Raw genomic sequence first — 12,742 nt, forward strand, 5'->3', positions numbered from 1 at the left:
GCCAAGGTACCACTTCGGCGCGGCTGAGTCCGATTTTATTCCGCGGCCTGCCGCGGCTCCTCCGGAAGGACCTTGCCGGGATTGAAGATGCCCTTGGGGTCGAGGGCGTTCTTGATGAGGTGCATGACGTCGAGAGCCTCGCCGTGCTCCTCGCGCATGAACTTCATCTTGCCGATACCGACGCCGTGCTCGCCGGTGCAGGTGCCGCCCAGGCGGATGGCGTGCTTGACCATGCGGTCGTTGATCTCGTTGGCCTTGGCCCATTCGGCCGGATCGTCCGGGTCGATCTGCATGCCGAGGTGGAAATTGCCGTCGCCGACATGGCCGACGAGGGTGGTGCCGAAGCTCTGCTGAGAGGTCTCCTTGCGAACCTCGCGGATGACCTCGGCCAGCGCCGAGATCGGCACGCAGACGTCGGTCCCCCAGCCCTTGGCGCCGGGACGCAGGGCGCGGATGGCCCAGTGGATGTCGTGGCGGGCCTGCCAGAGCTTCGAGCGCTCGTCGGCATCGGTGGACCAGCGCCAGTTGCTGGCGCCCTCGCCCTTGGCGAGTTCCTCGACGATGGCGGCCTGTTCCTCCACGCCCGCCTGGCTGCCGGCGAATTCGAAGAAGAGCGTCGGCGTGACCGGCAGGGTCAGCTTGGAATAGGCGTTCACCGCCTCGATGGCGCGGTCGTCGAGAAGTTCGACGCGCGAGATGGGAATGCCCATCTGGATCGTCTGGATGACGGTATCGACCGCCGCGTCGACCGTGGGGAAGGAGCAGGTCGCCGCAGCCATGACCTCGGGGATGCCGTAGAGCCTGACCGTCACTTCGGTGATGATGCCGAGCGTGCCCTCCTGGCCGACGAACAGGCCGGTGAGGTCGTAGCCGGCCGACGACTTCTTGGCGCGCGAGCGGGTGCGGATGATGCGGCCGTCGGAGAGGACGACGGTCAGGTTCACGACGTTCTCGCGCATGGTGCCGTAGCGCACCGCGTTGGTGCCGGAGGCGCGGGTCGCCGCCATGCCGCCGATGGTGGCGTCGGCGCCGGGATCGACGGGGAAGAACAGGCCGGTGTCGCGCAGATGGGCGTTGAGCTGCTTGCGCGTCACGCCGGCTTGCACAGTCGCATCAAGGTCTTCGGGGCGGACGCTGAGGATCTGATTCATGCCGGTGAGGTCGAGGGAGACGCCGCCCTTCATCGGGATCAGCGCGCCCTCCAGCGAGGAACCCGCGCCATAGGCGACAATGGGCGTGTCGTGGGCGGCGCAGAGCTTCACGATGGCTGCGACCTCCTCGGTCGACATGGCGCGGCAGACCGCGTCCGGCAGGCGGGCTGCATGGCGCGACTCGTCGCGGCCGTGCTGGGCGCGATCCGACTCGGAGGTCGAGACACGGGCACCGAGAAGGGCGCGCAGGCCCTCGAGCAGGGCGGGATCGATGTGCGAGGCCGCGAGGGGAGCGTTCATGGGTCTCAACCGTTGTGGGCAGGCGGCGGGGGGCCGCCATCAAGAGCACCAAGCCGCGCGGATGCCAACCGGATTGATGCAAGGGGCCGTTGCGAAATCAGGGGACTGTCCGGCGCTCCAGCCGGAAGCCGAGATCGGCGTCGACATGGATGAGGGTGAAGCCGGCGGGATCGTCCCCGTGGCGGCCGGCCAATGAGGCCGAGGGCGCCCCGGCGAGGCGGATGCTCCGCCCGCCGCCGGTCCAGAGGGTGTCGCAGGCGCGGTGCAGGTGGCCGTGGAGCACGAGCGGGCAGCCGTGGCGGGCGAGAAGCGCCATCAGCGCCTCGCCGTCGCGCAGCCGCTTCAGCCGCGACAGGCCGGGCGCGTGGGGCGGGTGGTGGATGGCGATGAGCGGCAGGGATGCGGTCCTGTCGAGCCCCGAGAGCAGCGAGTCGAGGCGGGCGAGCTGGTCGCGGCCGAGTTCGCCTTCCGCGGAGAACAGCCAGGTCGGGGTGCCCGAGCAGAGCGTGACGACGGCAGCACGGCCGGCGAGGGCGACACGGGGGAAGCGCGCGCGCAGGTCCCCTGCCCCGGCCGGCGCCCCCAGCCAGTCCCCGAGAATCGCCTGCAGGCGCTTTTCAGCCCGCGGCGTGTAGACGTCGTGGTTGCCGGGGGACCAGGAGACCTGGTCGGGATCGCCAAATTCGGCGAGGGCCGCGCCGGCCGCGGCATATTCCGCGGCGAGGCCAAGTTCGATGAGGTCGCCGGTCAGCGCCACGTGATCGGGCCGCGCGGCGGCGACGGCGGCGATGGTGCGTGACGCGATCGCGGCATCGTGGGCGCCGGGCTTGCGCCGCCAGTTGATCCAGCCGAGGGCCGGCTTCAGGCCCTCGCCGATGGGAAAGGGCACCGGCGTCAGGTGCAGGTCGGAGACATGGGCGATGACGGTCACGCCCGCTGGCCTCGCATGGATGGGCGGCGATTCCAAGGGCGGGAGACTGCGGCCGACATCCCACCACGCTCAGTGTATCGCGTCATGCCCGGGCTCGCCCCGGGCATCCACGACTTGAACACCGCGGGACAAGGAATTCGTGGATGCCCGGGACGAGCCCGGGCATGACGAGGAAATGGGCCGGGTTGTCTGTTGAGCGACCGCTCAGGTCAGCATCTGCATGTCGCCGCAGATCGACAGGGCCTGGCCGGAGATGGTCTTTCCCTTCGGCGAGGCGAGGAACAGCATCTGGTCGGCGAGCTGGCGGGCGGTGACGAAGGTCTTCAGCGAGGTATAGGCCACCGCCTGCTCCTCCATCTCGCGGAAGGCGACGCCGCGCGACTGGGCCTTGGCCTCCAGCACGCGGCGGATGCGGTCGCCCTCGACCAGGCCAGGCAGGATGGCGTTGACGCGGATGCCGAACTCGCCGAGCTCGATGGCGAGCGACTTGGTGAAGCCGACGACGCCCCATTTCGCCGCCGCATAGGGCGTGCGCAGGGCGAAACCGAAGCGCCCGGCGACGGAGGCAAGATTGATGATCGAGGCGTTGGTGCTCGCCTTCAGGTGCGGCACGGCGAGGCGGGCGCAGTTGAACTGGCTGGTGAGGCAGACCTCGATGCAGCGGTCCCAGTCCTCCGGGTTGATCTCCTCGACGCGCCCCGTGGGCCCGGCGATGCCGGCATTGTTGACGAGCACGTCGAGGCCGCCCAGCCGGTCCAGGGCGGTGACGAGGAGGTCGGCGACCTGTTTGCGGTCGGCCACGTCGCAAAAGGAGGAGGTGATGGCGGGATCGGTGCGGGCGAGGTCAGCGATGGCCTCGCGGTCGACGTCGCAGACATGGACCCGCGCCCCCTCCTCCACGAAAGCGCGCGCCACCTCGCGGCCGATGCCGTTCGCGCCCGCCGTGACGAGGACGCGCAGGCCCCTGATGCCGAGATCCATGGTTCGCTCTCCCTGATGCTGTCGGTGCTAGGCGGCGGCGAGGCCGCCCCTGGCGATGATGAAGTCGGCGGCGCCGCTGATGTCGGCGGCGATGGCGGCGCGGGCGCCTTGCCCGTCCCCGGCGCGGATCGCCGCAAGGGCATCGGCATGGAAGCGCACCGCGCCGCCGGTAGCGAGCCTGTCGGGATTGGCGCCGAGGTCGAGATTGATGACGGGGCCGGCCTTCAGCCAGAGGGCGCCGATGATCTCGGCGAGTGTCGGCAGGCCGGTCGCCTCGTAGATTGCGAAGTGAAGGTCCTTGTTGAGCCGGACGGCTTCGGCGAGGTCGGGGCGGGCGAGGAGGCTGAGGGCGCGGAAGGCGGCCTCCAGCGCGGCGATGCGCACGATCTGGTCGGGCGAGGCCGCGGCGGCCGCGCGTTCCGCTGCGAAACCCTCGATCTCGATACGCACCGTCGTCAGCTCGCGGAACTGGGTGACCGTCATGATCGGCACCCGCACCGCCCGGTTCGGGGCGACCTCGAGGGCGCGGTCGGCGACGAGCCGGCTCACCGCCTCGCGCACCGGCATCATGCTGACGCCCATGGCCTCCGCCGTGCCGCGCAGCGACAGCTTGTCGCCGGGCGCCAGGCGACCGGACATCAGGAGTTCGCGCAGGTGCCCATAGACGCGATCGCCGAGCGTCTCGCGCTCCAGCGGTCCAATGGTCGTCAGGGCCTCTGCGACGCTCATGGCGCGTCCCTCATGGCGCGTCCCTCATGACACCCTTCCGTGTGGCGCGGCGGGACGCCTCAGCGAAGGGGGCTGGACAAACACCGCCGTTTGAGAAACCATAACTGTGATCACAGATCACGGCAAGCCACCGCCTGCCGTCGGCGAGGGGCGATCAACGCCTCCGCTCGGGTGATTTGGGCCTGGAAACACTGCCAAGGAGACGTCCGATGCCGCTCGACAAGAGCCTGTCACGCCGCACCCTCATCAAGGCCTCGGCCGGCGCCGCGGCGCTCGGCACCCTGGGGGCGCCCGCCATCAGCTACGCCCAGGCCGAGGCGATCAAGGTCGGGCATATCACGCCGCGCACCGGCTTCCTCGGCCCCCTGGGCGAGTATGCCGCCCAGGCCGCCCAGCTCGCGGCGGAGGAGATCAATGCTGCCGGCGGCGTCATGGGCCGCAAGCTCGAGCTCATCCTCGACGACAGCCCCAATCCGCAGCAGGCCTCGGCCAAGGCGGAGCGCCTCGTGCAGCGCGACAAGATCGTCGCCCTCCTGGGTGAAATCTCCTCGGCCTCGGCGCTCGCGATCGCCCAGGTCGTGCAGCGCGAGAAGGTGCTCTTCATCAACACCGGCGCCAATTCCGACGCGCTGCGCGGCTCGGACTGCCAGAAGTTCATGTTCCACATCGAGGCGCAGAACTCGATGTACGTGAAGGCGGTGGGCCGCTCGCTGATCCGCGACGGCCTCGTCTCGGGCAAGAAGTGGTATTCGCTGACGGCCGACTACGCCTTCGGCCATGACCTCCTCAACGTCGCCAAGCGCTACATGGCGGCGAACGGCGGCAACCATGCCGGCGACGACCTGATCCCGACCGATCTCGCCGACTTCTCGCCGTTCCTGCTGAAGATCCGCCAGGCGCGGCCGGACGTGGTCTGCCTCAACCTCGCGGGAACCCAGATCACCAACTTCCTCAAGCAGTACGCCGAGTTCGGCCTGACCTTCCCGGTCGCGGGCTTCGGCTTCGACACTGCGCTCGCCTGGGGCGCCGGCAAGGGCAACTTCGGCGGCACCTGGCCGGTGGTCTGGCATCACCTCATCGACACCCCCGGCTCGAAGGCCTTCGTCACCGGCTTCCAGAAGAAATGGAACCGCATGCCGGAGAACCAGGCCTGGGGCGACTACTGCTCGATGAAGGTCGTGGCGCAGGCGATGACCGAGACCAAGTCCACCGATCCAGTGAAGATCGTCGAGCACTTCGAGAAAGGCGCCAAGTTCGACCTCCTGAAGACGCGCGAGGGCTACTTCCGGGCGAAGGACCATCAGATGATGATGGAGATGTATGCCATCACCGCCCTGCCGGCGGCGCAGATCAAGAACCAGTACGACATCTTCTCCTCCTCCCCGCCCGTGCCGGCCGCCAACGAGAGCCTCGAGGTAATCGCGGCGACCGACGACGAGAACAAGTGCACGTTCCGGGCGTGACACGAACAACGAGGCCGGAGCGGCGCATCCTTGCCGCTTCGGCCGCCTTGCACGAAGCAGGTGCGTCCCTCGAGGCTCGCCGGCGCTCGCACCTCAGGATGAGGGCTCGAAGGGCACCCGGATCCGGCGGAGACGCGCGTGAACCCTCTGCCGCGACACAAGGCACGCCCCCTCATCCTGAGGTGCGATCCCCCGGCGATGCGTCAGCATCGTCCGGAACGGCGAGCCTCGAAGGACGCACTCCCGCCATGCCGGCCACCCATGCCATCCCGCAATCCGGACGGATCCCGTGCCTGACCTGATCCCGCTCCTGTCGCAGATCCTCAACGGCCTGCTCGCCGGGTCCTACTACCTGATGATCGCCCTCGGGCTGTCGATGATCTTCTCGCTCGGCGGCATCGTGAACCTCGCCCATGGCGCCTTCTATGCCCTCGGGGCCTATCTCGCCGTGACTCTCGCCGATCGCATCGGCTTCGGCGGCGCGCTGATCGTCTCGCCGCTGATCGTGGCGGTGATCGGCATGATCGTGGAGCGCTACCTGCTCCGGCGCTTCTACACCGCAGATCCCATCCTCGGGCTGCTGCTGACCTTCGGCCTCGCCATGGTGGCCGAGCAGACGCTGCGCATCCTCTACGGCGCGGCGCCGATCCCCTTCTCCATACCGCAGGCGCTGCGCGGCCAGGTGTTCCTCGGCGACTTCGTCTATTCGCGTTACCGCCTCATCACCCTCGGCATCACCGCCCTCGCCGTCCTCGGCCTGTGGATCCTCCTGACGAAGACCGCCTTCGGCAAGGTGGTGCGCGCCGGCGTGCAGAACCCGGACATGGTGGGCGCCCTCGGCATCTCGCTGAAGCCCTATATGACCGCGGTGGTGATGATCGGCGTCGGCCTCGCCGCGCTTGCCGGCGTGCTCATCGCCCCCATCGCCGGCGTCCATCCGGCCATGGGCCAGGAGATCATCACCTTCGCCTTCGTCGTGGTGGTGATCGGCGGCCTCGGCTCCTTCTGGGGCGTGGTGGCCGCCGCCGCCATCGTCGGCATGACCCGCGGCGTCGCCGCCCACTTCTATCCCGCGGCGACGGAAGCCTCGGTCTACCTGCTGATGGTGCTGGTGCTGCTGACGCGGCCGCGCGGCCTGTTCGGCGAACGCATCCAGAAATTCGAGTGATCCGATGAGCCCGACCCTCCGCAATCTTCTCGCGGCCATCGCGGCGCTCGTCGTCCTGCCGGTCTTCATGCTGTCGATCGGCCTGACGCTGACGTCTGCCACCGACGTCGTGATCTTCGCCATCGCCGCCCTGGCGCTGAACATCCTCGTCGGCCATACCGGCCTCGTCTCCTTCGGCCATGGCGCCTTCTTCGGCATCGGCGCCTATGCGGCCGTGCTGGCGCAGCGCCACTTCTTCCCCGGCCAGATGCTGCTGCCGGCTGGGTTCGCCATCCTCTTCGTCGGGGTGACCTCCACCCTGCTGGGCCTGCTGATCCTCCGGCGCCGCGGCGTCTATTTCTCGCTCCTGACCCTCGCCATGACGGCGGTGGCCTATACGGTCTCCTTCCGCTGGACCGACCTCACCGGAGGCGAGAACGGCCTCGGCGGCGTCACCCGGCCCCACTGGGGCATCGCCGACCTCAACAATCCCTGGGCCTTCTACGCCCTCGTCGCGGCCGTCGGCTTCGCCGTCGTGTTCCTGCTCCAGCGCTTTCACCGCTCACCCGTCGGCAGCGTGCTGGTGGCGGTGCGCGAGAACGAGGTGCGCGCCCGCTTCGTCGGCTACGACACCGACCGCTACAAGCTGATCGCCTTCACCATGTCGGCGACGCTGACGGGCTTCGCCGGCGTGCTCTCCGCCTTCCACCACCGCTTCACCTCCGCCGACCCGATCGCCATCCAGTTCTCGGGCGAACTCCTCGCCATGGTCGTGATCGGTGGCATGCGCTCCTTCATGGGACCGGCGCTCGGCGCGCTGTTCTTCATGCTGTTCCGCGAATATCTCTCGCTCTTCACATCGAGCTGGCTTCTGGCCTTCGGCCTCCTCTTCGTCGGTTTCATCGTCTTCTCCCCCACCGGGCTCATCGGCGTCGCCGAGCGGGTTCTCGCGCCCTTCCGCAAGCGCATCGAGACGGACGCCGCCATGGCGGCCCGGCGCGTCGAGGCAGTGGGGCCTGTGCCGCCGCAGTTCGTGCGCGAAGGCCGTCAGGGCGACGGCGCCGTTCTGGTGGTGGACGACATCGCCAAGAGCTTCGGCGGCATCAAGGCGGTGCGCGGCATCAGCTTCACGGTGAAGGACCGCACGCTGCATGCCCTGATCGGGCCGAACGGGGCGGGCAAGACCACCGCCTTCAACCTTCTCTCCGGCATGTTCCCGCCGGACCGCGGTACGGTCAGGCTCGACGGTGGCGAGGTCGGCGGCCTCTCGCCACAGGCCATCACCCAGGCGGGCGTCGGCCGCTCCTTCCAGATCACCAACCTCTTTCCAGGCCTCACCATCGAGGAGAACGTGCGCCTCGCGGTTCAGGCGCGCCACCCCGGCCGGTTCGGCGTCTGGGCGGAGGCGGGCACCCTGCCTGGCCTCCAGGGCGATACCGGCACGCTCATCCGCTATCTCGGCCTCGGCGGCATCGAGCAGGCGGAGGCGGGCTCGCTCTCCTATGGCGGCCAGCGCCTCGTCGACATGGCGCTGGCGCTCGCCACGCGGCCGCGCATCCTCCTCCTCGACGAGCCGCTGGCGGGCCTCGCCGCGGCCGAGCGGAAGCGCGTCGGCGACATCATCAAGACGATCTCCGGCGACATCCCGGTGCTGCTGGTCGAGCACGACATCGACCGCGTCTTCCAGATCGCCGACCACGTCACGGTGATGAACGACGGCGAGGTGCTGGTGGACGGCACGGTCGAGGAGGCCCGGTCGTCGGAGCGCGTGCAAGCGGTCTATCTCGGCTCCGGCGCCCATGCGGTGGCGGCGAAGGAGCGCGCCTCGGCAGCGACGGCGGAGACGCTCCTGACCCTCGACAGGGTCAACACCTTCTACGGCAAGAGCCACATCCTCAACGACGTCACCTTCGACGTGAAGGGCGGCGAGATCGTTGCGCTGCTGGGGCGCAACGGCGCCGGCAAGTCGACGGTGCTGAAGACCATCACCGGCATCGCGCCGCCCGCCTCCGGCACGGTGACGCTTGCGGGCGACGTGCTCTCCGGCCTGCCTGCGGACAAGGTGGCGCGGCTCGGCGTCGGCTACGTGCCGCAGGGGCGCGGCCTCTTCGCCGGCCTGTCGGTGAAGGACAACCTGATGCTCGGCCGGCTGAAGCGGCTAACCGGCGCCGGCCGCCACTGGGACGAGGACCGGGTCCTCGCCTTCTTCCCGCGGCTCAAGGAGCGCTGGACGACCTCGGCCGACTTCCTCTCGGGCGGCGAGCAGCAGATGGTGGCTGTGGCCCGCGCCCTCGTCGGCGACACGCGGCTGCTGCTGCTGGACGAACCCTTCGAGGGGCTGTCGCCGGCGATCACCGAGGAGCTTTTCGAGGCCTTCGACAAGCTGCGCCACGAGGTGTCGATCATCATCGTCGACCACCATCTCGACCTCGCCCTGGCGCTCTCCGACCGGACCGTGGCGCTGGAGCGCGGCGCGGTCACGTGGCACGGCGCGTCGAAGGACCTGCGCGAGGACCAGGAGCTGCGGCGCAAGGTGTTGTGGCTGTGAGGACTTGCACGCGTCATGATGTGCTGACGCTCGTCATGCCCGGGCTTGGCCCGGGTATCCACGAATTCTCGTCCGTCCATGTTCAAGTCGTGGTTGACCGGGACAAGCCCGGTCATGATGCGTGAAGACCAGAGGAAACTGACATGCCCACCATCGCCATCGTCGGATCGGGCCTGATCGGCCGGGCCTGGGCCACGGTCTTCTGCAGCCACGGCTGGACCACCGCGCTCTACGACCCGGTCCCTGGCGTCGCCGAGGCGGCCAAGGCCCATATCGCGAAGAACCTCAAGGAGCTCGCCGACCTCGACCTCGTGAAGGATCCGGAGGGTTCGGCGAAGAACCTCATCGCCTGCAAGACCCTCGCCGAGGCGCTGAAGGATTGCGCCTTCGTTCAGGAAAACGGGCCGGAGACGGTGGAGGCGAAGATCGCCATCCATACCGAGATCGACGCGCTCGCCCCGCCCTCGGCCATCGTCGTCTCCTCCACCTCCTTCCTGTTCTCCTCGCTCTGGGCGAAGGACCTCAAGCACCGCTCGCGCGTGCTCGTCGCCCATCCGGTGAACCCCCCTCACCTCGTGCCCATCGTCGAGCTCTGCCCGGCACCCTGGACCGACCCGAAGGTGGTGGAGAAGGCCCGCGCCATCTACGAGAAGGTCGAGCAGGTGGCGGTCACCGTGAAGAAGGAGATCGACGGCTTCGTGCTCAACCGCCTGCAGGCGGTGCTGATGGCCGAGGCCTTCGACCTCGTCGGCTCGGGTGTCGTCTCGCCAGAGGACCTCGACAAGACCATCCGCGACGGGCTCGGCCTGCGCTGGTCCTTCATGGGCCCGTTCGAGACCATCGAGCTCAACGCCCCCGGCGGCATTCCCGACTACAACCGGCGCTACGGCCCGAGCCTTACCCGCCTGACCGGCCGCAAGGTCTTCACACCCGCAAACGAGGCCGCGATCATGGCGGAGTGGCCGGGCGAGCAGTCCCCCGAACGCATAGCCCGCCTGTCCAAATGGCGCGACGGCCGATTGGCGGCCTTGAAGGCGCACAAGCGCGGCGCGAAGAAGAAGCCGGCCTGATCCTCATCCCATCCGCAGTCCGACGAAGGAGCCCCTCATGGCGAAGTCGAAGAAAGTCATCATCACCTGCGCCATCACCGGCTCGATCCATACGCCGACTATGTCGGAGCATCTGCCGATCACGGCGCAGGAGATCGCCGACAACGCCATCGCGGCGGCGGAAGCGGGGGCGGCCATCGTCCACCTGCACGCGCGCGACCCCAAGGACGGCCGGCCCGACCAGTCGATCGAGGCCTATGCCCCGTTCCTGAAGGTGATCAAGCAGCGCTCCAACGTCGCCATCAACATCACCAGCGGCGGCTCGCAGACCATGACGGTCGAGGAGCGCGTCAAGCCGGCCGCCCACTACGCGCCGGAGGTGGCGAGCCTCAACATGGGCACGATGAACTTCGGCCTTTACCCCATGCTCGACCGCTACAAGGACTTCAAATACGACTGGGAGAAGCCCTATCTCGAGGGCTCGCGCGCCGGCATGTTCAAGAACACGCTGGCCGACATCGAATACATCCTCACCACCTGCGCCAACAACGGCACCCGCTTCGAGGTGGAGTGCTACGACATCGGCCACCTCTACACCCTGCGCCACTTCGCCGACCGCGGCATCATCAAGCCGCCCTTCTTCATCCAGTCGGTCTTCGGCATCCTCGGCGGCATCGGCGGCCACTACGAGGACGTGGTGATGATGAAGCGCACCGCCGATCGGCTGTTCGGAGACGAGTACCAGTGGTCCGTGCTCGGCGCCGGACGAAACCAGATGCCGATCGCCGCCATGTCGCTGGCCATGGGCGGCAACGTGCGCGTCGGCCTCGAGGATTCGCTGTGGATCGGCCCGGGCAAGCTCGCGAAGAACAATGCCGAGCAGGTGACCAAGGTGCGCCAGATCATCGAGGGCATGGGCCTCGAGATCGCCACCCCGGACGACGCCCGCGAGATCCTCGGCCTCAAGGGCGGCGACAAGGTCAATTTCTGAGCAGTCGAACGCCTTCAAGCGTCATGCCCGGACAGGCCCGGGCGTGACGCGGCTATTCCAGGATCAACGCAGAAGGGCGCGGCCATGGCCGCGCCCTTCGTCTTTCCGGCCCCGAGCGGCGATCAGGCGTATTTCGCCCTCAGCGCCTCGAACTTCACGATCTGGTCGGGCAGCAGCGCCCGTTCCTTGTCGCGGCGGACGAAGATCTTGAACATGGCCTCACCGGCGGCATTGTAGAACTGGATCGAGAGCGAGCGGCGGCCGTGGAACACGCGGTCCACGAAGCAGATCTCGCTGCAGTTCGACGCCTTGATGTGGCCGCCGATGGGGCTGTCGCCGTGCACGTTGAACCAGCCGTGGCCGGCAGTGCCGGGCACCAGCGCGCCGTGGCATTCCAGCACGATGTCGGGCGTGTTGACGATGAAGAGGATCTCTCCCCAGCCCGTCACGTCGGTCCAGATCGCCTCGAAGGCCTCGGCGGGCGCCGCGACGTTCTCGCCCGGCGGCAGCATGGCCAGCACGTCGCGCGGCGGCACGCCGTGCTCGCGCGCGACGGCTTCTATGACCCCGTCGGGCTTGGCCGCGAGAGCCGCGCGGGCCGCCGCCAGCCGGTCGGCCGCGGCGGGGATTTCCGCAGACATCTGAGCCGTCATGGCGCTCACTCGGCCGCGAGGGAAGGCTTGCCGCGGTTGTCGTCGACGAGCACCGCCTCGAAGCCCTCGAATTCGGGATGGCCCATGGAGGTCGGCTTCGCATCGGCCATGCCGGCGCGGGCGTGCGACTTGCGGAACTGCTCCGACTTGGTCCAGGCCTCGAAGTTCGCCTTGGTCTCCCACACGGTGTGCGAGGCATAGAGCGTGTGGTCCTCGCGCTCCGGACCCTTGAGCAGGGCGAACTCGACGAAGCCCTCGAGCTCGTTGAGATAGGACTGGCGGGTGCGCCAGATCGTCTCGAAATCGGCCTCGGCGCCCTTGATGACCTTGAAGCGGTTCATGGCGATATACATGGGAAGTCTTCCTTCTGGCTCGTCCCGCGGACTGGCTGGCATCAATACAGACTGTAGTTTATTCCCGCCGTGAAGCTGGCGGAACCTCCGGCCGGGTTGGGCGGGAAGGGCTGGGCGCGACGCACCATGGTGAGCGTCGCCTGATCGAGAATGGGGGCCCCCGAGGACGAGGCGATCGAGACGGACGCGACCGATCCGTTCGCCGTCAGGGTGAAGGCGATGCCGGTGCGGCCGCGGATGCCCCGCTCGCGGGCGGACTCCGGATAGACCTTGTGGCGCGCGAGATGGGCCAGGACCCGCTGGCGCCAGGCAGCCACCGCGGCGACGGTGGAGGCGCCTGTCGAGCCGGTGGCGTTCGACTCCTGCCGATTGCGCTGGCCGGCCCCCTCGCCGCGCTCGGCGGCGCTGGCACGGGCCTCGGCCTGGCGGGCGGCGCGGCTCGGACG

12 protein-coding genes are annotated in these 12,742 nt (G+C 68.6%); 5 read left to right on the plus strand and 7 right to left on the minus strand.

Annotated features, from left to right (window positions below; all coding sequences use genetic code 11):
* Nucleotides 1-35: 35 nt before the first annotated feature.
* The 4 genes from ACT6XY_RS15525 to ACT6XY_RS15540 form a co-directional block, all read right to left on the minus strand.
* Nucleotides 36-1,451, minus strand: coding sequence for an FAD-binding oxidoreductase (locus ACT6XY_RS15525; RefSeq protein WP_444749233.1), 1,416 nt, complete (start codon nt 1,449-1,451; stop codon nt 36-38).
* Between the two features lie 97 nt (nt 1,452-1,548).
* On the minus strand, nt 1,549-2,382 hold the full coding sequence (locus tag ACT6XY_RS15530) for a metallophosphoesterase family protein (protein WP_444749234.1): 834 nt from the start codon (nt 2,380-2,382) through the stop codon (nt 1,549-1,551).
* A 204-nt stretch (nt 2,383-2,586) separates the two neighbouring features.
* Nucleotides 2,587-3,363: an SDR family oxidoreductase gene (locus ACT6XY_RS15535; protein WP_444749235.1), complete on the minus strand. Its 777-nt coding sequence runs from the start codon at nt 3,361-3,363 to the stop codon at nt 2,587-2,589.
* Nucleotides 3,364-3,390: 27 nt separating this feature from the next.
* Nucleotides 3,391-4,092 (minus strand): GntR family transcriptional regulator, encoded by a 702-nt coding sequence (locus ACT6XY_RS15540; protein WP_444749236.1) that lies wholly within the window; start codon nt 4,090-4,092, stop codon nt 3,391-3,393.
* 209 nt (nt 4,093-4,301) lie between these two features.
* Between ACT6XY_RS15540 and ACT6XY_RS15545 the strand changes: the two genes are divergently transcribed.
* The 5 genes from ACT6XY_RS15545 (at nt 4,302) to ACT6XY_RS15565 (ending at nt 11,290) form a co-directional block, all read left to right on the plus strand.
* Nucleotides 4,302-5,555: an ABC transporter substrate-binding protein gene (locus ACT6XY_RS15545; RefSeq protein ID WP_444749237.1), complete on the plus strand. Its 1,254-nt coding sequence runs from the start codon at nt 4,302-4,304 to the stop codon at nt 5,553-5,555.
* 289 nt (nt 5,556-5,844) lie between these two features.
* On the plus strand, nt 5,845-6,723 hold the full coding sequence (locus ACT6XY_RS15550) for a branched-chain amino acid ABC transporter permease (protein ID WP_444749238.1): 879 nt from the start codon (nt 5,845-5,847) through the stop codon (nt 6,721-6,723).
* 4 nt (nt 6,724-6,727) lie between these two features.
* A complete protein-coding gene (locus ACT6XY_RS15555) occupies nt 6,728-9,250 on the plus strand; it encodes a branched-chain amino acid ABC transporter ATP-binding protein/permease (RefSeq protein ID WP_444749239.1) in 2,523 nt (840 codons plus the stop codon).
* 143 nt (nt 9,251-9,393) lie between these two features.
* Nucleotides 9,394-10,320, plus strand: a complete 927-nt coding sequence (locus ACT6XY_RS15560; RefSeq protein WP_444749240.1) for a 3-hydroxyacyl-CoA dehydrogenase — start codon at nt 9,394-9,396, stop codon at nt 10,318-10,320.
* A 37-nt stretch (nt 10,321-10,357) separates the two neighbouring features.
* Nucleotides 10,358-11,290, plus strand: coding sequence for a 3-keto-5-aminohexanoate cleavage protein (locus tag ACT6XY_RS15565; protein WP_099084399.1), 933 nt, complete (start codon nt 10,358-10,360; stop codon nt 11,288-11,290).
* A gap of 122 nt (nt 11,291-11,412) precedes the next feature.
* Here the strand turns inward: ACT6XY_RS15565 and hutX are convergent, their stop codons facing one another.
* The 3 genes from hutX to ACT6XY_RS15580 all read right to left on the minus strand — a co-directional run.
* Nucleotides 11,413-11,931: a heme utilization cystosolic carrier protein HutX gene (hutX, locus tag ACT6XY_RS15570; protein WP_444749244.1), complete on the minus strand. Its 519-nt coding sequence runs from the start codon at nt 11,929-11,931 to the stop codon at nt 11,413-11,415.
* A gap of 17 nt (nt 11,932-11,948) precedes the next feature.
* Complete coding sequence (locus ACT6XY_RS15575; protein ID WP_444749241.1) at nt 11,949-12,296, minus strand: antibiotic biosynthesis monooxygenase family protein; 348 nt, start codon at nt 12,294-12,296, stop codon at nt 11,949-11,951.
* A 41-nt stretch (nt 12,297-12,337) separates the two neighbouring features.
* Nucleotides 12,338-12,742: energy transducer TonB (locus ACT6XY_RS15580; RefSeq protein WP_444749242.1), on the minus strand; the 405-nt coding region annotated here is incomplete at its 5' end.

The sequence above is a fragment of the Phreatobacter sp. genome, assembly GCF_052440005.1.
In the GTDB taxonomy this organism is placed as follows: Bacteria; Pseudomonadota; Alphaproteobacteria; order Rhizobiales; family Phreatobacteraceae; genus Phreatobacter.